This window comes from Nocardioides sp. 503 (assembly GCF_004522095.1).
Taxonomy (GTDB): domain Bacteria; phylum Actinomycetota; class Actinomycetes; order Propionibacteriales; family Nocardioidaceae; genus Nocardioides.
The window spans coordinates 329,951-353,132 of record NZ_SPUI01000002.1 but is presented as its reverse complement, the minus strand read 5'-3'; the positions used below and the strand labels follow the sequence as shown (position 1 = coordinate 353,132).

The 23,182-nt window shown below is 72.9% G+C and carries 19 protein-coding genes; 4 read left to right on the top strand and 15 right to left on the bottom strand.

The features are described from left to right. Nucleotides 1-12 precede the first annotated feature (12 nt). The 11 genes from E4622_RS02645 to E4622_RS02595 all read right to left on the bottom strand — a co-directional run bounded on the left by E4622_RS02645 (nt 13) and on the right by E4622_RS02595 (nt 13,090). Entirely contained in the window at nt 13-756 is a 744-nt protein-coding gene (locus tag E4622_RS02645) for an FHA domain-containing protein (protein WP_245155850.1), read from the bottom strand. After that, on the bottom strand, nt 753-2,030 hold the full coding sequence (locus tag E4622_RS02640; protein WP_134738529.1) for a VWA domain-containing protein: 1,278 nt from the start codon (nt 2,028-2,030) through the stop codon (nt 753-755). The genes E4622_RS02645 and E4622_RS02640 overlap by 4 nt, the downstream gene beginning before the upstream one ends. After that, on the bottom strand, nt 2,023-3,234 hold the full coding sequence (locus tag E4622_RS02635) for a protein phosphatase 2C domain-containing protein (RefSeq protein ID WP_134738528.1): 1,212 nt from the start codon (nt 3,232-3,234) through the stop codon (nt 2,023-2,025). Before E4622_RS02635 ends, E4622_RS02640 begins: the two co-directional genes overlap by 8 nt. Then, nucleotides 3,231-5,609 (bottom strand): serine/threonine-protein kinase, encoded by a 2,379-nt coding sequence (locus tag E4622_RS02630; protein ID WP_134738527.1) that lies wholly within the window; start codon nt 5,607-5,609, stop codon nt 3,231-3,233. Before E4622_RS02630 ends, E4622_RS02635 begins: the two co-directional genes overlap by 4 nt. After that, nucleotides 5,606-6,736 (bottom strand): hypothetical protein, encoded by a 1,131-nt coding sequence (locus E4622_RS02625; protein WP_245155849.1) that lies wholly within the window; start codon nt 6,734-6,736, stop codon nt 5,606-5,608. The genes E4622_RS02630 and E4622_RS02625 overlap by 4 nt, the downstream gene beginning before the upstream one ends. Beyond that, nucleotides 6,733-7,722 (bottom strand): glutamate ABC transporter substrate-binding protein, encoded by a 990-nt coding sequence (locus tag E4622_RS02620; RefSeq protein ID WP_134738526.1) that lies wholly within the window; start codon nt 7,720-7,722, stop codon nt 6,733-6,735. The genes E4622_RS02625 and E4622_RS02620 overlap by 4 nt, the downstream gene beginning before the upstream one ends. After that, nucleotides 7,719-9,005: a hypothetical protein gene (locus E4622_RS02615; protein WP_134738525.1), complete on the bottom strand. Its 1,287-nt coding sequence runs from the start codon at nt 9,003-9,005 to the stop codon at nt 7,719-7,721. The genes E4622_RS02620 and E4622_RS02615 overlap by 4 nt, the downstream gene beginning before the upstream one ends. After that, nucleotides 9,002-10,570 carry an AAA family ATPase gene (locus tag E4622_RS02610; RefSeq protein WP_134738524.1) on the bottom strand — a complete coding sequence of 523 codons (1,569 nt, stop codon included), beginning with the start codon at nt 10,568-10,570 and terminating at the stop codon, nt 9,002-9,004. The genes E4622_RS02615 and E4622_RS02610 overlap by 4 nt, the downstream gene beginning before the upstream one ends. Next, on the bottom strand, nt 10,563-11,078 hold the full coding sequence (locus tag E4622_RS02605; protein WP_209021755.1) for a hypothetical protein: 516 nt from the start codon (nt 11,076-11,078) through the stop codon (nt 10,563-10,565). Before E4622_RS02605 ends, E4622_RS02610 begins: the two co-directional genes overlap by 8 nt. 22 nt (nt 11,079-11,100) lie before the next feature. After that, nucleotides 11,101-12,357 (bottom strand): toxic anion resistance protein, encoded by a 1,257-nt coding sequence (locus E4622_RS02600; RefSeq protein ID WP_134738523.1) that lies wholly within the window; start codon nt 12,355-12,357, stop codon nt 11,101-11,103. Nucleotides 12,358-12,424: 67 nt separating this feature from the next. After that, on the bottom strand, nt 12,425-13,090 hold the full coding sequence (locus E4622_RS02595) for a hypothetical protein (RefSeq protein ID WP_134738522.1): 666 nt from the start codon (nt 13,088-13,090) through the stop codon (nt 12,425-12,427). 61 nt (nt 13,091-13,151) lie between these two features. Here E4622_RS02595 and E4622_RS02590 point away from each other — a divergent pair, with 61 nt between their 5' ends. Continuing rightward, nucleotides 13,152-14,594, top strand: coding sequence for a PLP-dependent aminotransferase family protein (locus E4622_RS02590; protein WP_134738521.1), 1,443 nt, complete (start codon nt 13,152-13,154; stop codon nt 14,592-14,594). Nucleotides 14,595-14,613: 19 nt separating this feature from the next. Here the strand turns inward: E4622_RS02590 and serA are convergent, their stop codons facing one another. Then, entirely contained in the window at nt 14,614-16,200 is a 1,587-nt protein-coding gene (gene serA / locus E4622_RS02585; RefSeq protein WP_134738520.1) for a phosphoglycerate dehydrogenase, read from the bottom strand. 218 nt (nt 16,201-16,418) lie between these two features. Between serA and E4622_RS02580 the strand changes: the two genes are divergently transcribed. The 3 genes from E4622_RS02580 to E4622_RS02570 all read left to right on the top strand — a co-directional run bounded on the left by E4622_RS02580 (nt 16,419) and on the right by E4622_RS02570 (nt 19,222). Next, complete coding sequence (locus E4622_RS02580; RefSeq protein WP_134738519.1) at nt 16,419-17,996, top strand: ABC-F family ATP-binding cassette domain-containing protein; 1,578 nt, start codon at nt 16,419-16,421, stop codon at nt 17,994-17,996. A 5-nt stretch (nt 17,997-18,001) separates the two neighbouring features. Continuing rightward, complete coding sequence (locus E4622_RS02575) at nt 18,002-18,502, top strand: GNAT family N-acetyltransferase (protein WP_134738518.1); 501 nt, start codon at nt 18,002-18,004, stop codon at nt 18,500-18,502. A 111-nt stretch (nt 18,503-18,613) separates the two neighbouring features. Beyond that, nucleotides 18,614-19,222 (top strand): hypothetical protein, encoded by a 609-nt coding sequence (locus E4622_RS02570; protein WP_134738517.1) that lies wholly within the window; start codon nt 18,614-18,616, stop codon nt 19,220-19,222. 12 nt (nt 19,223-19,234) lie between these two features. Here E4622_RS02570 and E4622_RS02565 read toward each other — a convergent pair whose 3' ends face one another. The 3 genes from E4622_RS02565 to E4622_RS02555 are packed head-to-tail and all read right to left on the bottom strand — an operon-like array spanning nt 19,235 to nt 23,163. Next, the gene (locus E4622_RS02565; protein WP_134738516.1) at nt 19,235-19,879 is read right to left on the bottom strand and encodes a response regulator transcription factor; all 645 of its coding nucleotides are present in this window, start codon (nt 19,877-19,879) and stop codon (nt 19,235-19,237) included. Then, nucleotides 19,876-21,024 (bottom strand): histidine kinase, encoded by a 1,149-nt coding sequence (locus E4622_RS02560; RefSeq protein ID WP_245155848.1) that lies wholly within the window; start codon nt 21,022-21,024, stop codon nt 19,876-19,878. Before E4622_RS02560 ends, E4622_RS02565 begins: the two co-directional genes overlap by 4 nt. A 24-nt stretch (nt 21,025-21,048) precedes the next feature. Continuing rightward, nucleotides 21,049-23,163 carry an MMPL family transporter gene (locus tag E4622_RS02555; protein ID WP_134738514.1) on the bottom strand — a complete coding sequence of 705 codons (2,115 nt, stop codon included), beginning with the start codon at nt 23,161-23,163 and terminating at the stop codon, nt 21,049-21,051. Nucleotides 23,164-23,182 lie beyond the last annotated feature (19 nt).

Sequence of the window (23,182 nt, the reverse complement as noted above, 5' to 3'; positions counted from 1 at the left end):
TGGGTTGATCCCTCAGAACTCTCCGTCAGTGGCCCGGCGGACGACGATGCGGGTCCAGGCGCCGACGTAGACGCGGTCGTCGGAGGCGATCTCCTGCTTCTGCCCCGGCGGCACCGGGGTGCTGGGGAGGGGGCCGACCGAGCTGCCGACGTAGGTGCCGTTGGACGAGCCGAGGTCCTCGACGAACCAGCGGGTGCCGTCGGTGGTGAGCTGGGCGTGGCGGCGGCTGATGCCGTTGTCGGAGGACAGGTCGATGTCGGGGGTGATGTTGCGACTGCGCGAGGCGCGGCCGATGAGGACCGACGTGTGCTTGAGCGGTACGACGGTCGGCAGGCCCGGCGAGGGCAGGGGGTCGGTGCTCTTCTGGTCGGCGTACCAGTCGGGGTCGATCCAGACCTCCGCCACCCACGCGTCGGCCAGCGCGGGCGCCGGGTTGGCGGTCGCGGTCGCCGGCGCCGCCGGCGCGTCGTCGGCAGGAGCCGGCGGAGCGGACGGCGAGGACACGTCGAGCGGGTTCAGCGGCCGGGGCAGCGTGCCGGTCGTGAAGTCGTAGCCGCAGGCCTCGCAGAACAGCGCGTTGGGCGGGTTGGCCGCCGAGCAGTGCGGGCAGGACGTCGTGTCCGGCGCCGCTGCGGGCGTGACGGGCAGGGTGCCGGTCGCGTCGCCGGGGTCGCCGCCGCCCGCGGGCATGGCGATCCCGCAGACGTCGCAGTAGTCGGTGGCGGCGGTGTCGTGGCCCGCCGGGCAGACGTTCACTTCTTGATCCGGGTCGTCTTGGTCGACGCGGTGTCGAGGGCCATCTCGTCGGCCTTGGCGATGCCGGCCTTGAGCCGCACGGTGCCCTCGCGCTCGTCGGTGATGTCGACGACCTTCTTGAGCTTGGAGGTGGCCTCGTCGTTGCCGGTCTCGGCGGCCAGCTGCACGGCGCGGCCGAGCTTGGTGGTCGCGGTCGCCTCGTCACCGGCCGCCTTGGCCGCCAGGCCCTCCTGGATCATCGAGGCCAGCTCGGTCTGCCCGGTGTAGTGGGCGACCTGCTGGTCGATGCGGGTGGTGAGCTCGGAGTTGTTGGACCAGGTCGCCTTGACCAGGGCCTGCGTCACGACGTTCTCGCCCAGGGCCAGCTGCACGCGCGCGGCGAGCTGCTCCTGGCCGATGGCCTTGGCCGCGACCCGCACGGCGACGTGGTAGTCGCGCGCCTCGTCGGCCCAGGCCCCGGTCGGGTAGGCGCCCGTCAGCGGGTTGACCTCCACCCGGCGGTCGGTCAGGTCCTCGACGGTCGGCGAGACCTGGCGGACGAACAGCACCTGCGCGCCCTGCGGGGTCCACACGCGCAGCTGGGCGTCGGCCACGCCGCGCGCCATCGAGGAGCGCATCATGTCCTGGAACTGAGCCTGCATCTGCGAGGGCTCCGGGATGATGTCGACGCTGCCCAGCAGCGCCTGGGCGATCCGGCGGATCTCCTCGACCTGCCAGTCCGTGCCCGCGCCGCGGCAGTCGCACTGGAAGACCCCGGTGGCGCGGCGGATCGCCGAGTCGAGGGAGCCGGGCTGCTCGCGGTTCTCGCCGTCGGTGAGCAGGATCGCGTGGCGCTGGGTCACCTCGGGCACCGACGCGAAGAGCGTGCCGGCCAGGTCGAGCCAGGTGCTGATCGCCGTACCGCCGCTGCCCACGAAGCGACCGACCGCGGCGGTGGCCTCCTGGCGGGTGCGGGCGTCGGCCTGCACCATGCCCGGCCCCGAGGACACCTGGGGGTAGGCCAGCATCGCGCGGTCGGAGCCGGCGACGACGGCGAACCACGTGCCGTCCACGATCTCCGCGATCGCGGCCTGGGCGGCCTGCTTGGCGGCCGCCATCGTCTGCGGGCCCATCGAGCCGGAGGTGTCGACGATGATGATCTCGCCGGCCGACCCGCCGCCGGACTGCCCGGCCGTGCCGGCGCCGGTGCAGGTGACGGTGACGATCGCGTTGACGTCCGTCCCGCCGTCGGGCAGGAACTCGTTCTGGTAGACGGCGGCGGTGAAGTCAGCCATGGGTCTCCTCCTGGGGTACGACGGGGTAGGCGGCGGTCTCGGCGTTCGGGTCGCTGACGCTCTGGGCCGCGGTGACCACATCCTGCCCCGCAACCGGTCCGTCCAGTCGTGCCAGCGTGGCCGTGATGTTGTCGATCCCGCCCTGGGCGTTGGCCCAGTCGGTCAGCGCGAGCGCGAGGGCGGCCGGATCGGTCGCCCCGCTGGCGCGGACCTGCTCGGCGAGCGCCTCGGGCTCCGAGGCGTAGTTCCACAGGCCGTCGGAGCACACCAGGACCCAGCCCGGGCCGCTCACGTCGAGGGTGCCCACCCGCGGCGCGATGTCGCGCGCGTCGCGTCCGAGCCACTTGGTGATCGCGTGCGCCTGCGCCGACGTCTCCGCCTGGTGGCGCGGGGTGCCGGCGGCGATCAGCTGCTGGGCGACGGAGTCGTCGACCGACAGCTGCACGCCGGGGGCGCCGTCGGGCAGCCAGTAGGCCCGCGAGTCGCCGACGTTGGCGAAGGACAGCGTCGAGCCCTCCACGACCACGCACACGAACGTCGCCGACGGCGGGGTCGGGGTGCCGGCCGGTGCCGTCGCGACCACGGCGTCGTTGGCGGCCGAGACCGCGTCGGCGAAGACCTTCGTCACCGCGGCGATCCGGCTGTCCGGCGTGCCCATCCCCCGCGGCAGCGGGGTCCGCAGCACCTCGATCGCCGCACGGGCACCGGCGAGCGAGGCGATGTGGGAGTCATCGGTGTTGGAGACGCCGTCCATGACCAGCAGCACCGCCCGCTCCCCCGGGGTGGGCGAGGCGAGCAGCGCCATGGCGTCCTCGTTGCGGCTGTGGCGGATGCCGCGGTCGCAGACACCGGCGACCCAGGCCGCCGGGGCCTCGCGGAAGTGGTCGCGCTCGGTGGGCGCCTTGGTGCCGCACTGGCCGCAGTAGCCGTCGGGTCCGACCTCGCCGCCGCAGGTGCGGCACGGGATGCGGCCCGACGCGGCGGGCGCGGGTGGCGTGCCGCCCGTCGCGTGGGTGGCCGCGCTGATCGGGGCCACGTCGTCGATCGGGGTGCTCGCGTCGGGCGCGACACCGCCCTGGAGCGAGACCGGGAGCGGGGTCTCGCCGGTGGGGGGCGCCCCCAGCGAGAAGCCGCAGTTCTCGCAGAACAGCGTGCCCTCGGGCGTGGCGGACCCACAGTTGGGGCAGGTAGGGGCGTCAGTCATGTCAGCGTCCACATCCGTACGGCGTTGGCCTGGTTGACGAGCTCGACGCGCTGCCGCAGCTCGGTGGCATCACGGGCGAGGGACCGGAACGAGCGCTCCAGCGCGTCCCGCAGCCCCGCCTCGGTCGCCGGGTGAGCGCCTACCTTCGCATCCGGTCGCGGCGCGCTCCTCACCACCACGGCCAACGCCTGCTCGAGGATCCGCACGCTGTAGGTCTCGCGGGTGCGCGGGTCCATCGGCACGGACTCGATCGAGCGCATCGCCTGGTCGAGCAGCGCGAGGTCGGTGCTGTCCCCGGACAGGAGCACGTCGGCGCGCAGCTGACGGCTCTCGGGGTAGCCCCGGCTGGTCTTCGGCACCATGTCGAGGGCGGCGACCGCGCCCTGCAGGTCGTGGCGCTGGGTGCGCACGCGCGCCATGCCGAACGACGCCGGGGCGACGTACGTCGCGTCCGTCGCGGCGCACGTGGCGTAGAGCCGCTCCGCGATCTCGCCCTGTCCCCCGCGCTCGCATGCCAGGGCCAGCGCCAGCTTGGGCGCGAGCTCGCCGGGGACCTGCTGGTAGACGGCGTTGAACGACGCCGCGGCGGTGTCCCAGTCCTCCAGCTGCAGGGTCGCGAGCCCGTCCATCCACAGGGCCCGCCACTCCCAGGGGTCCTGGGCGAGCAGGTCGGCGGCGTAGCCGCGGGCTCGGGCCGGCTCCTCGAGCTCGAGCGCGGCCTGGGCCCGGGCGAGCCACACCTCCGCGGTGTTCTCCGGCGCCGCCTCGAGGTCCTCCAGGCGCTGCTTCGGGTCCTCGGCGCCGATGCCGGAGAGCCAGGCGTACTGGTCGTCGGTCGTGTCCGGCCTCAGGTCGGGCAGCTGCGACCACTCCAGCGCGGACGCCGACGTGGAGGGCGACTCGAAGAGCACCGACGCCGCCGAGGTCAGCGCGGTGCCGCTGGTGCGGCCCGCGACGACCTCGCGCAGCACGCCGAGCACCTGCGTGCGCAGCTCGTCGGCCGACGCGAAGCGGTCGGCCGGGTCGGGCGCGCAGCACTTGGCGATCAGCCAGTAGAGCGAGTCGTGCTCGGCGAACAGCGGCGTGGACTCCGGCGGCGGCAACGTGTGCAGGTAGGTGCCCTGGTAGCCGCGGAACTCCATGCACAGCACGACCAGCGTGCGGCCGATCGTGTAGATGTCGGAGGCCACGCTCGGGCCGACCTCGGCGACCTCGGGCGCCTGGTAGCCGACCGTGCCGTAGATCGCCGACTCCTGGTCGTCGATGCGCCGGACCCCGCCGAGGTCGATCAGCTTCACCGCGTCGCCGACCTGGATCAGGTTGTCGGGCTTGAAGTCGCAGTAGACCAGGCCGAGGTCGTGCAGGTACTGGAACGCCGGCAGCACCTCGAGCAGGTAGGCCAGCGCCTGGTCGACCGGCAGCGGGGCGTAGGCGCCGTTGTTGTCCCTCATCCGCTGCTTGAGGATCTGCTTGAGCGACTTGCCGCCGATGTACTCCATGACGATGTAGCCGGCACCCTCGTGGGTGACGAAGTTGTAGATCTCGACGATCAGCGGGTGCTCGACCTGCGCGAGGAACTGCTGCTCGGCGATCGCGGCGGCCAGCGCGTCGGGGTCGCCGGAGTTGAGCAGGCCCTTGAGCACCACCCAGCGGTTGGACACGTTGCGGTCCTTGGCGAGGTAGATCCAGCCGAGACCGCCGTGCGCGATCGCGCCCACGACCTCGTACTGCCCGCCGACGACGTCGCCGGGCTGGAGCTTGGGCGAGAACGAGAACTCCTGGCCGCACTGGGGGCAGAAGCCCTCGCTGCGTCCCGGCTTGCCGTCGCGCGAGCGCCCGATCTCGGTGCCGCACTTGGAGCAGACCCGCTTGTCCTCGGGCACCGAGGGGTTCGGGTTGATGGCCTTGCTCGCGTCGACCGGCGGCTCGGGGGGTACGACGGTCAGGCCGGCGCCGAGCCGGGCGGCGCGCATGCGCTGCGAGCCGGCACGGGTGCGGTGGGTGGACGAGGTGCCCTGCGCGCGCCGCGAGCCGATCGCGGCCGACTGCACCTGGCTGGACGACGTGCGGGCCGAGACCGCGGCGTCGGCGTCGAAGGCGGCTGCGGGACCCGCCGACCCAGTGGCGCTGGCGGCCATGCCGCAGGTGTCGCAGTAGCCGTCGGCGATGGTGCCGGTGCAGCCGGGCTGACCGCACGGGCTGCCGTCGGCCACCGGGACGGCCGCAGCGGCCGGTGCGGGGGTGGACGTGGGCGCCACGGGCGCGATCCCGGCGGCCGGGGCGGCACCCGCGGCACCCGCCGGGGCCATGCCGCAGACGTCGCAGTAGCCGTCGGTGATCGTGCCCGTGCAGCCGGGCTGGGTGCAGGTGGTCATGCGGTCTCCTGGTGGGAGGCGGTGCCGGCCTGGGTGAGCCAGGTCTGGTAGGTCGTGACGAGCTGGCGGCAGACGGCGATGGGGGCGGGCCGGCGGCCCAGCACCTGGCGGGCCTGGCGCTCGCTCTCGCGCAGGTCGCCGCGGTCGGCCACCCCGAGGGCGCGCGCCTTGGCGACGTAGGCGTCGAGCAGCTGGGTGAGGTCGGTGAGGTCGGCCAGCGCGGCGGCGTACTTCTCCTGGGCGAGGCTCATCGCCTGGCCCACGCGGTCGAGCCGCTGCAGGTAGGGGCCGATGGCCTCGGGGGTGTTGGGGATCGGGCCGAGCGCGTCGACGTCGGGGACGGCGTAGCGCGGGGCCGGCTCGACCGTGCGCACGCAGGTGTCGGCGAGGCTGGCCAGCGCGGCCTCGCGGGCCTCGAGGTCGGCGCGCAGCTCGCGGGCCTGCTGCACCTGGCCGCGAGCCTCGCGGCGGCGCGCGTTGCCGACGATCAGGTCCCGCTCGAAGCGGGTCGCGTCGATCTCGAGCGGGCCGAGCAGTCCCCCGACGTCGGCACCGCGGCGGGCCTTCTCGGCGATGGTCTCCAGGCGGCTCATCAGGCCGGCGAGCTCGCGGACCGCGCCGTCGCGCCCGGCGGCGGGCTCCAGGCCCACCTGGTCGCGCAGCCGCTCGCACTGGGCGCGCAGCCCGCGGACGCGGGCGGCCGCGGCGTCCGCACCAGGCGTGAGCGCCAGCCGGGTGCGCAGCTGGCCCGCGAGCGCGTCGGAGAGCCGGCAGGCCTCGGGCAGCGAGACGACGAGGTTGCCCGGCAGCGAGGCGGCGCCGTCGAGGCGGCCCCAGATCAGCGTGGAGATCCGCTCGCGCTCGGCCTGGAGCACGCGTCCGCCGTCCCACGTCGCGAAGACCAGCTGGTAGCGGTCGGAGACCGCCTTCCACAGCGCCAGCGACAGCGCCATGTCGGAGGCGACGTCGGCGCCGCGGCCGGCGGCGAGCGCGGCCTGGTCGAGCTCGTCGAGCTCGGTGCGCCGGCCCCTGACCCAGGCCTCGAGGTCACCGAGGTAGGCCTGGAGCACCGCCGGCTCCAGCGCCTGCCCCATCCGCCCCGGGGCCGCAGGCGCCGCCAGGGTCACGGGGTCCTGCCGTAGACGGGCTTCGGCTGGGTCGCGGGGACGTTCAGCGCCGGCTGGAGCCACCTCGCGTAGCTCTCCTGCCAGCTGCCGTCGGCGCGCATCCGCTCCAGCACGCCGTTGACGAAGCGCACCAGGTCGTCGTTCTCCTTGTTGACGCCGATCCCGTAGGGCTCGTCGGTGAACGTCTCCTGCGGCGGTACGACGGCGTACGGGTCCTGCTCCGCCAGCCCGGCGAGCACGGTGTCGTCACCGGTGATGGCAGCAACGGTGCCCTGCTGGAAGAGCGCGAGGCAGCCGGTGTGGTTCGCCGCCTCCTTGATCACTGCGTCGGGGGCCTGCTCCCGGATGTTGTCCAGGCTCGAGGTGCCGGTCGGCGCGCAGACGCTGACGCCCTTGAGCTCGGCGACGGAGTCCACGCCCTTGTCGGCCAGGTCCTGGCGCACGAGGATCTTCTGGCCCGAGCGGTAGTACTCCGCGGAGAAGGCGATGGACTGCCAGCGGGCGCAGTTGATCGTCATGTTGCGCACGACGATGTCGACGGTGCCCTCCTGCAGGACCTTCAGCCGGTCGCCGGCGGTGATCACCTTGAGCTCGTAGGCCTTCGGGTCGCCGAAGATCGCCTTCGCGACCCGCTCGACCATGTCGATGTCGAAGCCCTCGATCTGGCCGGTGAAGGGGTTGTTGGAGGCGAGCAGGTAGGTGTCGGCCGAGACCCCGGCGATGAGCCGGCCGCGCTTGCGGATCGCGGCCATGGTGCTGCCCGGGGGCAGGTCTTCGGGCGCCGGCAGCGCACCGGTCGGCTCGTAGGAGCGGGTCGGGTCGGCGGTGGGGTCAGGGCACGTGGCAGGTGGCGTCGCGGACGCCACGGGTCCACCCGCCACCGGCTTCGGGGGCTTGGGCACCGTCTCGTCGTAGCCACCGCAGGCCCCGAGGGCGAGGGCGGCCACCACAGCGAGGGCCGCCAGGGGACGTGCGCGCCTGCTCATGCGTACTCCTTCCGCCGCTGGCCGACTCCCCAGGCGACGGTCGCCGCCGCCCCGAGGCCCGCCAGCAGGGCCACGATCATCAGCATCCACGCCACGACCCCGCCGGAGCGCAGCGAGTCGGCGGTGCTCTCCGCCGCGTCGCTCACGACCTCCTGGGAGGCCTGGTCGAACGCCGTGAGCGCGGCGCTGGTGCCGCCGCTGTCCGTGGTCGTGGCCAGCCTGACGGCCTCGTTCCAGTCGCCCTCGTCGTCGCTCGCGACGACCCCGTCGTGCAGCGCGACGTAGTCCTGCCACAGCAGACGGGTCTCGCGCGAGGCATTGTCGTCCACGACCGCGGCCTTCTCCTGCCACTTCGGCTCGGCGGTGGCGCCGGAGCCGCGGGCGATCAGGCGCAGGCTCTCCTCGGCCTTGGCGTCGTTGGCCGCGGTGCGGGCCGCCGACTCGTCGATCGCCAGGGTGAGGCTGCCGTCGCGGAGCCCGTCGTGCTTGCTGGAGGTGCCGGCGCTCACCACGACCGCGACGAGCGTCACCACCGTGATCGCCAGCGCCGCCACCGCCACGCCGACGTTGACGCGGCGGCGGAAGCGCTTGGCCAGCTCCCGGTTGACCCACCACAGCACCGCGACCGCGGCGAGGCCGACCAGGAAGAGCGGCAGGGTGTTCTGCCCGCCCATCTCGTCCGTGGCGCGCTCGGTGTTGGCGTCGCTGAGGCCCTGCAGGATCGGCACGGCATCGGCGCGCAGCTGGACGCCGGCCTGCTGCAGGTAGAGCGAGCCGATCGGGAAGCCCTGGCGGTTGTTGTCGCGGGCCTGCGTGATGGCCGTGGCGTACGCCGCCACCTCGGTGTTGAGGTCGGCCAGGACCTTGCGGTCGGCCGGCTGGGCGTCCGCGGCGTCGGCGATCTGGCGCAGCGCCTGGTCGAGCGCGGCGTCGTACTCCGCTCGCTGCTCGGCGTTCTCGAGCCCACCGACGAGGAAGGCGTTGGTGGCGAGCGCGTCGGCGCGGAACAGCGAGGACTGGATCTGCTGCACGCGCACGAGCTGCTCGGTGTTGTCGGCGGCGCGGCCGCTGGCCTGCCAGGCGAGCAGCTGGAGCAGCGCGGCGACCACGCCGAACACCACGCACGTGGCGACGCCGAGCACCTGGAGGCGGTTGAGCAGCCTCGGGACGTCCTCGACGGTCCCGGGGGCGGGCTTGCCGGCGATGGCGACCTGCGAGCGGACCCGGCTGGCGGGGGTGACCACGCCGGCGGGTGCCGGCCGGCCCTGGGTGGCCTGGCTCATGCGGGCTCCTCCTCGGTGGGGGCGTCCTGCTCGACGTCGGGCTCGGGGGTGGGGTCCCACTCGACCGGCTCGGTCGGGCCGTCGGGCACGACCTGGTCCAGGTCGTCGGCCTGCAGCGTGCGCAGCTGGTCCAGGGTGGGCTTCTCGATCTCGCGCAGGCGCCAGGCATGACGGCCGATCGCGGCCTCCAGCACGTTGCGGACGTAGCGGGCGTTGCCGAAGCTCGACCCGCGCTGGACCGCCCCGAGCAGCTCGCGGAGCCGCGCGAGGACCGTCTCGTCGACGTCGTACTCCGCCGCCTTGGCCATCACGCCGAAGATCTTGCCCAGCTCGTCGTCGGTGTAGTCGGCGAAGTCGATCTGGGTGCGGAAGCGGCTCTCGAGCCCGGGGTTCTGGGAGATGAAGACGGCCATCGGGACGGGGTAGCCGGCGACGATGACGACCAGGTCGTCGCGCTTGTCCTCCATCTCCTTGACCAGGGTGTCGATGGCCTCCTGGCCGTACTGGTCGCCGGCCAGCGAGTAGGCCTCGTCGATGAACAGCACGCCGCCCTCGGCCGAGGTCACGACCTCGGCGGTCTTCATCGCCGTCTGGCCGAGGTAGCCCGCGACGAGCTCGGAGCGGTCGACCTCGACGAGCTGGCCCTTGGAGAGCAGGCCGAGCGCGCGGTAGATGCCGGCCACCAGCCGGGCCACCGTGGTCTTGCCGGTGCCGGGGTTGCCGTTGAAGATCATGTGCCGCGTGATCGTCGGCGAGGTCAGCCCGGCCTCCTTGCGCAGGCCCTCGACGCGCAGGATCGCCGCCTGGCGGTGGATCTCGGCCTTCACGTCCGTCAGCCCGACCAGCTCGTCGAGCTCGGCCAGCAGCTCCTCGACCGTCTTCGGCTCCGGCTCCGGCTCCGCGGGCTCCTCCTCCGGTGGTTGAGGAGGTTGCGCAGCAACCGTCTCGAAACCTCCGGGGCGACCGGGCTCTCCGGGCTCGAGGGGTTTCGAGACAGGCGCTAGCGCGCCTTCCTCAACCCCCGGGGGCGTGGCCTGCTGCTGGAGGTCGAGGTTGGTGAGCTTGCGCTGCACCTGCGTCAGCTGGTCCATCATCTGCGCGAGGAAGTGGTCGCCGACGCCGGGCACCTGCTCGCGGGCCGGCGGCAGGTCGAGGCTGGGCGCGGGGGTGCGCGGCTCCCCCAGCTGGGCGGCCGCCGCGGTGGCAGCGTTGCCGACGGTGCGGGGGTTCTCCTCACCGAGGGTGGCCGCGGCCAGGGCGACGTCCGCCAGCGCCTGGGCGTACGCCGGCGCGTGGGCCGACCCGGTCAGCGAGAGCTGGCCCATGGTCGGCGTGGGCGCGGAGCGGTAGCGGCGCCCCCGCGAGGCCGCGTCCATGAACTCCTCCGACGAGCGGTCGCGACCCGTCGCTACGGACCAGTCGACGAACGCGCCGCGCGCGGGCTCGGCGATGGTCGCGGCGAGGCACTCCCCCTCGCGGCGCGCGGTGGCGCCGTCGACGCCGGCGGTCGCCGCGGTGGCGACCAGCGCGTCGAGCGCATCGGACAGGGACAGCGCGTCAGGCATCAGGAGACCCCAGTGTCATGTCGGTGCCACCGGAGTGGCCGAACTTGCTCTCGAGGAACATGCCATGCGCGAGCAACGCCTGCGCGTCGGCGCGGTTGGCGGCGTCGAAGATCTTGTCCATCGTCGACCCGAGCAGCTCCAGCTGGTCGATGAGCACCATCAGCGAGGTCTTGTAGCCGTCGATCGGCCGGGTGTCGGCCCACTCGCGCGGCAGCCGCAGGTAGCCGCCCACCGCCTCCGGCAGGTAGTCGGTCGCGGTCGCCACCACCGAGTAGCTCTCCATGCTGCCCAGCCCCAGGTTGCGCAGCCGGGGCAGCGTGTCGTTGATGGTGCGCGCGATCCGGATGACCCGCGAGGTCACGACCGGCGGGGCGTTGCCCTCGGTGAGCATCGCGTGGACGCGGTTGAGCGACACCAGGATGTCCTGCTCGGTGGGCGCGGCCGGGACCGCGGGCTGGCCCGCGTCGTCCGGTGCGCGCCGCCGCTTCAGCCACGACTTGAGACTCAAGGTGTCCTCGGGGATCGGGGCGTCAGCGAGTCGGCACGTTGGTGAGGTCCAGGGTGCCGGCGGAGTTGCGCTGGTCGTGGGCCTGGACCCGGTCGAGGTAGTCGCGCGACTTGACGACCTCGCCCTCCAGCACGCCGATCGTCGCCGACATCGAGTCGAGCGCCTTCAGCTTGAAGTCGTCGATGGAGTCCATGGTGGCGTAGATGTTGGCGAACGCCGCCTGCAGCTGCTCCATGCCGATCGTCGACGAGGCCGCCTGCTCCTGGATCGCCGCGCTGTTCTCGCGCAGCATCTCCGAGGTGCGCTGGATCATGTTGGACGTCGTGGTGTTGAGCGCGGTGATCTGGTCGAGCACGAGCTTCTGGTTGCCCAGCGCCTGCGCCACGATGACCGCCGTGCGCAGGGCGGAGATGGTCGTCGTCGACGCCCGGTCGACGCCCTTGATGAGCTCGACGTTGTTCTTGATGATGATGTCGATCGCGAGGTAGCTCTGGATCGACACCGCGAGCTGGGTCAGCAGGTCCTGGTGCTTCTGGCGCACGTAGAACAGCACGTCCTGCGAGAGCGCCTTGGCGGCGTCGGGGTCGGTGAGCTCGAGCTCGGCGATCTTGGCCGACAGCTTGGCGTCGAGGCGCTCGGCGACGTAGACGTACTGGTTGAGCCGGCCCATGACCGACCACAGGTTGGTCTTCTCGAGGTTGAGCGCGACGTTGTCCTTGGTCAGCTCGTCCTGGCCGTTGCGCAGGCTGTGCAGGATGCCGTTGAGCTGGGTCTGGCTGGACTGGTACTTGCGGAAGTAGTCCTCGACCTTGTCGCCGAACGGCAGGAAGTCCATGAACTTGCGGGCGCCCTTGGCCTCGCTGGGGTCGAGGTCCTCGATCGTGCGGCGCAGCTCGAGCAGCGTCTTGCCGACCTGGGAGCCCTGCGAGAGGCCGCCCTCCTTGAGCGCGCGCACCGGCTGGTTGAGCATCCGGTTGGACGTCTCGGCGGCCTTGCGGATGTCGGCGTCGCCCATCGTGCGGACGCTCTCGGCCTGCGCGGCGAACTCCGGGCTGCGCGCGGCCGTGCTGGTCAGCGCCGTCATGAAGGACTCGACCTTGCTGTCGAGCTCGGGCATCGCCTCGGCGGAGACCTGCGGCGCCATCTTCGGCGCCTGCGTCTCGATCACGAGCGCGGGGGCCTCGGGCGCGGTCAGCGTCAGGGCCTGGTCGGGTGGGGCCAGGGGCGCCGGGGCCGCGGCAGCAGCCGCGTCGTTCGGGGATCCAGCGGGTGTCGTCATGGGGGCCTCCGGAGGCTGTGGACTGCGCCGTCGGCGGAAGTCTGTCACGCCCCCGGGCTTCCCGCTCCTAGGCAGCCCGCGGGCGGTCCAGGTCGACGGTGAACAGCGGCAGCAGCACCTGGGTGATCGGGCCGATCGTCAGGGCGAAGACGACCGTGCCGATGCCGAGCGCGCCGCCGAGCAGCAGCCCGATCAGGACCACGCTCACCTCCAGGCCGGTGCGCACGAGGCGGATGGAGAGACCGGTGCGCCGGACCAGGCCGGTCATCAGCCCGTCGCGCGGGCCACGGCCCAGCTGGGCGCCGATGTAGAGCGCCGTGGCCAGCCCGCAGGTGCCCACGCCGGCCAGCATCAGCACGATGCGGAGCGCCAGCGCGTCGGGCCGGTCCAGCAGGGACAGCGTCGCGTCGCAGGCGAAGCCGACGACGAGCGCGTTGCTGATCGTGCCCAGGCCGGGCATCTCCCGCAGGGGGATCCACAGGACCAGCACCACGAAGCTCATCACCACGACCGCCTGGCCCAGGGTCATCGGCACGTGGTTGATCAGCCCGGAGTGCAGCACGTCCCAAGGCGCGAGGCCCAGGTCGGCGCGCGCCATCATCGCGAGCGAGGCGCCGTAGACCACCAGGCCGACGTAGAGCAGGGGCAGGCGCACGGCCAGGCGACCGGCGCGCAGCTGCGCGACGGGTCCCAGGTCGACGAGGGGTGCGGCGGCGGGCGGGCTGATGCTCATGGCTCCAGCATGTCCCCGATTGGCCCTTGAACAAATAGCCAATCGTGAGAGAGTGGACTGCATGAGCACGTCCACCTCGATCTCGGCCGCCCGCACCGCCCTGCTCGTCGGCGACTTCGACCGCAGCCCCGCCTACGCCGGCCTGGCCGACGCGCTCACGCTCCTCATCGGCGACGGCCGCATCGGCTTCGGCACCCGGCTACCCAGCGAGCGCGAGCTGACCGACGCCCTCGGCGTGTCCCGGACGACCGTGACCCGCGCCTACGCCACCTTGCGCGACACCGGCTACGCCGAGGCGCGCCGCGGGGCCGGCACGTTCACGCGCGTGCCCGGCGGCCGGGCCCGCGCCCACGACCGGGCGCTGCTCCCCCGCGCCGGCGACCACGAGGCGATCGACCTCAACTGCGCGGCCTCCTCGGCGCCTCCCGGGGTGGCGGCCGCCTACGCCGAGGCCGCGACCGACCTGCCGGCGTACTTCGGCGGGCACGGCTACTTCCCCGCCGGCCTGCCCGAGCTCCAGGCCGCGATCGCCGCGACCTACGACGCCCGCGGGCTGCCGACGTCTCCGGACCAGGTGATGGTGACGCCCGGCGCGCTCTCGGCCGCCGCGATCGTGGCGCAGGCGTTCACCGGACCGGGCGACCGGGTGCTCGTGGAGTCGCCGGTCTACCCCAACGCCACCCTGTCGATCCGCAACAGCGGTGCGCGGCTGGCCGGGGTGCCCGTCGACCCCGATGGCTGGGACCTCGGCGCGGTCGCCGCGTCCTTGCGCCAGACCTCGCCGCGGCTGGCCTACCTGATCCCGGACTTCCAGAACCCCACCGGCCACCTGATGTCCGAGGCGCAGCGCGAGGAGTACGCCGCCCTGCTGCGGCGCGCCGGCACGGTCGCCGTGGTCGACGAGGCCCACCAGGCGCTGCCGCTCGACGGACAGGCGATGCCGCGGCCCTTCGCGGCGTTCGCCTCCGACACGATCACGATCGGCAGCGCCAGCAAGACCTACTGGGGCGGCCTGCGCCTGGGCTGGATCCGCGCGCCCCACGGGCAGATGGAGCGGCTGACCCAGGCCCGCGTGGGCCTCGACCTCGGCGCGCCGGTCATGGAGCAGCTCGTGCTGGCCCGGCTGCTGGCGCGCGGCGCCGACGTCGTCGACGTCCACCGCGACCGGCTGCGCGAGCAGCGCGACCGGCTCGCCGCCGGGCTGCGCGAGCAGCTGCCCGAGTGGCGCTTCCGGCTGCCCGGCGGCGGGCTCGCGCTGTGGGTCCAGCTGCCCGGACCGCTCGGCACGGCGCTGACCGACGAGGCCGAGCGCCGCGGCGTGATCATCGCGCCCGGGCCGGTGTTCGCGGCGGAGGGCGGGCTCGACCAGTTCGTGCGGATCCCCTGGACGCGACCGCCCCACGTCATGGACGAGGCCGTCACGCGGCTGGCCGCCGCCTGGACCGCCGTACGAGACGGTCAGGCCACCACCCGGCGCCCCTCGGCGCGCGTGATGGTGGCCTGACGCGGTCAGCCGGTGAGGGTCAGCCGAGGTCGACCGCGCGCACCGAGGACGCCGAGATCGCGCTCTCGATCTCGGCGAGGGCCTCGGCGGGGATGACGGAGTCGACCGACAGGGCGACCAGCGCCTCGCCGCCCTTGGCGGCACGGGCCACCTGCATGCCGGCGATGTTGACCTGGGCGTCGCCGAGGATCTGGCCGACGGTGCCGACCATGCCGGGGCGGTCGCTGTAGGTGAGGAAGGCGAGGTGGTGGGTCGGCTCGATGTCGATCTCGAAGCCGTTGACCTCGACCAGGCGCTCCTTCTGGTTGAGGCCGACCAGCGTGCCGCTGACCGAGACCTGCGAGCCGTCGGCGAGGGTGCCGCGGATCGTGATCAGGTTGCGGTGGTCGGGGCTCTCGGCGTCCGCCACCAGGCGTACGGCGGTCCCGCGCTCGGCGGCCAGCAGCGGGGCGTTGACGTAGGAGACCTGCTCCTCGACGACGTCGCTGAAGACGCCCTTGAGCGCGGCCAGCTCGAGCACCTTGACGTCGAACTCGGTGATCTCGCCGCGCACCTCGACGTCGATCTGCTGGGCGACCTCGCCGGCCAGCGCGGTGAAGACGCGGCCGAGCTTCTCGGTGAGCGGGATGCCGGGGCGCACGTCCTCGGCGATCACGCCGCCCTGGACGTTGACCGCGTCGGGCACGAGCTCGCCGGAGAGCGCGAGGCGCACCGACTTGGCGACGGCGATGCCGGCCTTCTCCTGCGCCTCGTCGGTGGACGCGCCGAGGTGGGGCGTGGCGACGACGTTCTCCAGCTCGAAGAGCGGGCTGTCGGTGCAGGGCTCCTTGGCGAACACGTCGAGGCCGGCGGCGGCGATGCTGCCGGTCTTGAGGGCGTCGTAGAGCGCGGCCTCGTCGACGATGCCGCCGCGGGCGGCGTTGACGAGCACCAGCGACGTCTTGGCCTTCGCCAGCTCCTCGGCGCCGATCAGGCCGACGGTCTCGGGGGTCTTGGGCAGGTGGACCGACATGAAGTCGGCCTCGGCCAGCAGGGTGTCGAGGTCGACGAGGCGCACGCCCATCTGGGCGGCGCGGCCGGCCTGCACGTAGGGGTCGTAGGCGATGACGTTCATGCCGAAGGCGCTCAGGCGCTGGGCGACCAGGACGCCGATGCGGCCCAGGCCGACGATGCCGACGGTCTTTTCGTAGAGCTCGATGCCGGTGTACTTGGAGCGCTTCCACTCCCCGCCCCGCAGCGCGGCGTGGGCCGGCGACACGTGGCGCGCGGCGGCGAGCATCAGCGCGACGGCGAGCTCGGCGGCGGAGACGATGTTGGAGGTGGGGGCGTTGACGACCATGACGCCCGACTGGGTCGCGGCCTTGACGTCGACGTTGTCCAGACCGACGCCGGCGCGGGCGACGACCTTGAGCTTCGTGGCCGCGGCCAGGGCCTCGGCGTCGACCTTGGTCGCGGAGCGGACCAGGATCGCGTCGACGTCGGCGATCGCGGGCAGCAGCTCGGCGCGGTCGGCGCCGTTGCAGCTGCGGATCTCGAAGTCCGGACCGAGCGCCTCGACGGTGGCGGGGCTCAGCTCTTCGGCGATGAGTACGACGGGCTTGCTCACAGCGATGTCCTCTTGGTTGATGCAGACGGGAGGTCGCACGACGCTGTGCCCGAGCCACGTTACCTGACTGACACACGGGTAAATGAATCGCGCGCCGGTCGCAAGACACCTAGCCTCGAGGAGTCCGTGTCCCCGACCGAGGTGGTCGTCTTGCTGCTCTGAGGTGCCGTCCCCGCGCCGTCTCCCGGCGCACCGACCCCACCCTGCTCGGAGCACGCATGTCTGCTGTCATCACCCTCTCCTCCGTCGACTTCTCCTGGCCCGACGGCACCCCCGTCCTGGACGGGCTCGACCTGCTCGTCGGCTCCGGCCGCTCGGGCCTCGTCGGCACCAACGGCGCCGGCAAGTCGACCCTGCTGCGCCTCGCCGCCGGCGCGCTGACGCCCTCCTCAGGGCGGGTCACGGTCACCGGCGAGGTCGGCTACCTCCCCCAGGACCTCACCCTGTCCACGGCGCAGCCGGTCACCGACTTCCTGGGGATCCAGAGCGTCCTGAGGGCGCTCGCCGCGGTCGAGTCGGGCTCGGTCGACCAGGCCGACTTCGACGCGATCGGCGACGACTGGGACGTCGAGCACCGCGCCGAGGCCGAGCTCGCACGACTCGGTCTCCCTGCCGACGTGCTGGGCCGCACCATGGGTGAGCTCTCCGGCGGCGAGGTCACCCAGCTGGGGCTGGCGCGGCTGCTGCTGCAGCGGCCCGAAGTACTCCTGCTGGACGAGCCGACCAACAACCTCGACGCCGCCGCGCGCCAGCGGCTCTACGACGTCGTGGAGACGTGGAGCCGGACCCTGGTCGTCGTCACCCACGACCGCGAGCTGCTGGAGCGCGTGGACCGCGTCGGCGACCTGCGCGACGGCGGCGTGCGCTGGTACGGCGGCGGCTACTCCGCCTACGCCGCGCAGGTCGCGGCCGAGCAGGACGCCGCCGAGCACGCGGTCACCAGCGCGCGCTCCGACGTGCGCCGGCAGCGGCACGACGTCCTCGAGGCCGAGCGCGTCCTCGCCCAGCGCCGGCGCACCGGCCGGCAGGCACAGCTCTCGGGCAGCCTCCCGCGGATCGCGGCCGGCCGGCTGCGCAACAACGCCGAGCGCTCCGCCGCGTCCTACCGCAAGGTGCACGAGGAGCGGCTCGGCGACGCCCGGTCGCGGCTGGAGGAGGCCGAGTCTCGGCTGCGCGAGGACCGCGAGATCCGCGTCGACCTGCCCGACACCGTCGTGGCGCGCGGCAGCGCGGTGCTGAGCACCCAGGACCTCGTGATCCGCACCGGCGCCGCCGTCGAGCTCGACGTGCACGGCCCCGACCGGGTCGCGCTGGTCGGCCCCAACGGCAGCGGCAAGACCACGCTGCTCCACACGGTGGCCGGCCTGGTGGCGCCGGTGTCGGGGTCGGCGGAGGTGCACGTCGCGCTCGGCCTGCTCCCCCAGCGGCTCGACCTGCTCGACGACGACGCCACCGTGTTCGAGAACGTCGCGGCGCGCGCGCCGGGCGCCGACGTCAACGCCGTGCGGGCTCGGCTGGCGCGGTTCCTCTTCCGCGGCACCGCCGCCGACCGACCCGTCGGCGTGCTCTCGGGCGGCGAGCGCTTCCGCGCCACCCTGGCCGCGGTGCTCCTCGCCGACCCCGCTCCTCGCCTGCTGCTCCTCGACGAGCCGACCAACAACCTCGACTTCGCCTCCTACGACGCGCTGGTCTCCGCGCTGTCGTCGTACGGCGGAGCGCTGCTGGTCGCCAGCCACGACGAGCGGCTGCTCGCCGACATCTCGGTCGACCGGACCGTGGAGCTGGTGCCAGAGTGACGTCCGTGCACCTCGAGACCGACCGGCTGGTCCTTCGTCCCTGGCGCCTCGACGAGGCACCCCGCGTCCTCGACATCCTGGGCCGGGTCGAGGTCGCCCGCTGGCTCGGCGACGGCGAGCCCGACCTCCTCACCGACCTCGACGGCGCCCGCGCCAAGATCGAGTCCTGGCACGCGATCGAGGCGCCGCGCGGCGTCTGGGCGGTCGAGGTCAAGGAGACCGGGGTGCCTGCCGGGTCGGTGATGCTCGTCGGGATCCCGGACTCCGACGGGCTCGTGCAGATCGGCTGGAACCTCCACCCCGACAGCCACGGCCACGGCTACGCCGCCGAGGCGGCCCGCGCCCTTCTCGACCACGGCCTCGCCGTGGGCATGGGCGAGATCCGGGCGCTCACCCACCTCGACAACCGGCCCTCGATCCGGGTCGCCGAGCGCGTCGGCATGCGCGACCTCGGCACCACCGAGCTCTGGTACGACAGTCCGTCGCGGCTGTTCATCGTGCCGTAGCGCCGGCACGACGTCGACGTGGCCCGGATCGTCCTGCCCCCCGGTCGGGTGGTTCGACAGTGGCCCGATCGGGTCATGCGACGGGGTGCACGTCCCGCCTAGCGTCGAACGATGAAGATGACACCTCGCTCCGTCCCGGTCCTCGTGATCGCCGCCGTGTGCCTGCTGCTCGCCTCGACCGGAGGGGCCGTCGCCGGCTCCCTGATCACGGGCAAGCAGATCAAGGACAACACCATCACCAGCCGAGACATCAAGAACCGCACCCTCACCGGCAAGGACCTGTCGAAGAAGACGGTCGCGTCGCTCAAGGGATCTCAGGGCGCACCCGGCCGCAACGCCTGGGACGCCATCCCGGCAGGAAAGACCGTCACGGGCTACTTCTACGACACCGGGATGTCCGGGGCCACCGCCAACTTCCAGGTCGAGAACATCAGCTTCCCCGGCAAGGCGCCATCGGCGCCCTCGAGCTACGGCTTCGGGGCCGACTCGATCGCCGAGTCCCCGGAGGACGCGACGTGCACCGGCAGCTTCGACTCCCCCACGGCACCGGCCGGCCAGGTCTGCGTCTATCTCGACGGCCTCGACGGGTTCACCGACGCCGGTGTCTACTCCTGGGACAACCCGTCCGCGGGGAGGTCCACCTTCTACCTCAGCTTCACCGAGGAAGCCGCCGACACGTCGAGCTACTACTACGGAGTCTGGGCCTACCGGGCTCCGTGACCGGCACGCGGCCTAGAGGATCCCGGCTTCGTACGCGGCGATCACGAGATGCACGCGGTCGCGGGCGCCCATCTTCGCGAGGATGCGGCCCACGTGCGTCTTGGCGGTCAGCGGGCTGACGACCAGCTCGTCCGCGATCTCCTGGTTGCTCCTGCCCGCGGCGACCAGCAGCAGCACCTCGCGCTCGCGCGCCGTCAGGCTGGCGAGCCGCTCGGGCGCCGGCGCGTCCGGGCGACTCAGGGCACGGGTGACGACCGCCCTGGTCGCGCCGGGCGACAGCAGCGCCTCGCCCGTCGCGACGGTGCGGATGGCGTCCAGCAGCGCGTCCGGACGGGTGTCCTTGGGCAGGAACCCGCACGCACCCGCGCGCAGGCCGCGCAGGACGTTGGCGTCTGTCTCGAACGTGGTCAGGATCAGCACCCTGCTGCCGCTCGACCCGTCGTCGGCGACGATCTGACGAGTCGCCTCGATGCCGTCGGTGCTCGGCATCCTGATGTCCATCAGGACGACGTCGGGGCGCAGGTCCCGGGTCAGCCTCACCGCCTCGTCGCCGGTGCCGGCCTCTCCCACGACCTCCATGTCGGAGGCGGAGCCGACCAGCAGCGCGAACGCGCCGCGCACCAGGGCCTGGTCGTCGGCGAGCAGGACGCGGATCACGACGGCACCCGCCAGGTCGTCGGCAGCGGCAGGTCGGCCACCACCTCGAATCCTCCGGACTCGCACGGGCCGGCGGACAGCTCGCCGCCGACGGCCTGCGCCCGCCCGGTCATCCCGGCGATCCCGAAGCCACCGGGTGTCACGGTCGAGGCCGGTCGCGCGGGCCCGTGGTCGACGACGGCGATGCGCAGCCGGTGGCCGTCGTGGTCGAGCCGGACGGTCGCGTGCTCGGCCGTGGAGTGTCGGATGACATTGGTGAGCGACTCCTGGATGATCCGGTAGGCCACGACGGACACCGTCGAGGGCAGCTCCTCCGACAGCACGTCAGCCTCCACCTCGACCCGGACACCCGCCGCCTCGGCCACCTCCACGAGGCGCTGGAGCTCACCGAGGTGGGGCGCCGGCTCGGTCGGCTCGGCCTGGCCGCCGTGCAGCACGTCGAGCACCGCGCGCAGCTCGTGGAGCGTGGCCCGGCTCGTGTCCGACAGGGAGTGCAGCGTGGTGGACAGCTCCCGCAACGACGCGTCGTCCCGCATCGGGAGCTGGTCGATCAGGTGTGCGGCGACGGACGCCTGGACGTTGGCGACCGCGAGGCCGTGGGCCAGGACGTCGTGCAGCTCGGCAGCGATCAGGACCCGCTCCCCGGCGACCCGCCGCTCGACCTCGTCGGCGCGCTCCTGCTCGAGCCGCGCGGCGACGGCGGCCGTCCAGTTCCCGTAGAAGCGGACCGCCAGCCCGGCGAAGAAGGCCATGAACAGCCACCCGACGCCGAGGAGGGCATCACCGAGCGCGCCCGACGCGGCGACGGCCGGCAGCAGCACCGTGGCCACGACCACCACGGCGGCGTACGCCGGTCGCGGTCGCTCGCTGTAGCGCGCCACCGTGAACGCCGCCACGACCAGGGCCGGCATCGTGGCCTCGTGGGGATAGTCGAGGAGGTGGTACGGCGTCGACACGGCGAGGACCGCCAGGACGACCGGGATCGGCCAGCGCCGCCGGGCCAGCAACGGCAGCGAGATCGCGGCCAGGAGCGCGATCGCCCCGAGATCCACGCTCCGCTCGTCCTCGGCGGTGACCGCCTCGAGCGCGAACGCGATGGCGACGCCGAGCGCGAACGACCCCGCCGCCAGCAGCCGATCGGCCACTGGCGGACGGAGCGTCCTCATCGTTCACACACGGTCATCGACACTGTCCTCACTCGTCCGCGAGAGGTTGCTGGGCCACCAGATCCTCGAGCCCAGCGACATCGTCAGTGCGGGCACCACGATGGACCGCACCAGCAAGGTATCGATGAGCACGCCGACCGCGACCAGAATCCCGATCTCGACCAGCATGACGAGCGGCAGCGAGGCGAGCACCGCGAACGTCGCCGCCAGCACGACGCCGGCCGAGGTGATCACGCCACCGGTCACGGAGAGGGCTAGCTTCGTGCCCTCGACGGTGCCGTGCCGGACGGCTTCCTCGCGCACCCGGGTCATCAGGAAGATGTTGTAGTCGACCCCGAGCGCGACCAGGAAGAGGAACCCGATCAGCGGCACCGACGACTCCATCCCGGCGAACCCGAGGACGTGGTCGAACACCAGGTTGCACAGCCCCAGGGCTCCGAGGTACGACACCACGACGGTGGCGACCAGCACGAGCGGAGCGACGATCGCCCGCAGCAGCAGCCCGAGGATGGCCAGCACCACGAGCAGGATCAGGGGCATCACGAGGTTGCGGTCGGTCTTGTTGGTCTCGGCCTCGTCGAGCTTCTCGGCGCTCGGCCCGCCGACGAGCGCGTCCTGACCGGCGACCTCGCGCAGGTTGTCCCGCAGCTTCTTGATCGTCGCCGTCTCAGCCGCGCTCTCGGGAGCGTCGACCGGGAGCACGGACATCTCCACCCAGTCGTCGCTGGTCCGGCCGATCTCGGCCCGGGCGACCCCCTGCGTACCCTCCACGGCGGCCAGGACCTTGCGGCTCTGGTCCGGACGACTCAGCACGGTGAGCGGCTGCCCGCTGTCGTCGGGGTAGCGCTTCTCGATCATCTTCGCCCCGACCACCGAGTCCGGCGTCGACCGGGCGAACTGGTCCAGCTGCGGAAGGGCGGTGTTGACGCCCACGGTGCCCAGCGCGAGACCGCCCAGGATCACCAGCGGCACCGCCCAGCTGACGACGCGGCGCCGCGCGACCAGCTCGCCGAGCCGGGCCCAGCGCGATCCGGAGGCGCGTACCTCGTCCCCGAGCCTCGGCACGAACGGCCAGAAGACGCGGCGCCCGAGCAGCACGAGCAGGGCCGGGAAGAGGGTCAGCATGACGAGCAGCGAGGCCACGATGCCCGCCGCACCCACGGGGCCGAGGCTGCTGATGCTGTTGAGATCCGCGGCCAGCAGGCACAGCAGGCCGGCGACCACCGTCGCCGCCGACGCGAGGATGGCCGGACCGGCCCCCCGCAGCGCCGCCAGCATCGCGTCGACCGGCCGCTCGTGGTGGTGCAGCTCCTCGCGGTAGCGAGACACGAGCAGCAGGGCGTAGTCGGTGCCGGCGCCGAAGACCAGCACGATCAGCAGCGCCGAGCTCATGCTCGTGATGGTGAAGTCGAACATCTGGGTGAGTGCGTAGACGACCCCCATCGACGTGATCGCCGCGACTCCGACCGCCGTGAGCGGGACCAGCCACAGCAGCGGACTGCGGTAGGTCAGGATCAGCAGGACCGCCACCACGATGGCAGTGGCGAGCATCAGCGTCGCGTCGACGGCATCGAACACCTCGTCCATGTCGGCCCCCAGCGCGGTCGGACCGGTGACGTAGGCGTCCAGGCCACTCGGCCGGTCGTCGAGAAGGGCACGCGCGTCCCCGGTGGCATCCGCCTCCTCGGCGACCGCCTCGCGGTCGAGCGGCAGCGCGTACATCAGCGCCGCGCCGTCGTCGGAGGCGACGATCTCGGGCAGGGCCCCCTTGTCGATGCCGAACCGCTCCGCCAGCTCGGACTGGCCGCGCTCGACCGCCTCCCGATCACCCGGCTCGAGGCCGCCCGGTCGCTCGTAGGCCACCATCAGGAGGCCGTTCTCGCCGCCAGGCAGGTCGGCCTCGGCCTGGATGACCTTGGTCGACTGGGCGCTGGCCGGCAGGTAGTCGGCCTGCCCGTCGCGCGTGACCGAGTCGAGCTTGCCTGCGAGGGAGTATCCGCCCACCACCAGCCCGATCCACACCGCCAGCACGAGCCACGGCAGCACGGTCTTGGTCCGTGACCTCTTGGGTGGGGTATCGGCGCCGGATTGCTCGGGCGCCCGGAGTTCAGTAGTCATGGCGACCACGCTGTCAATC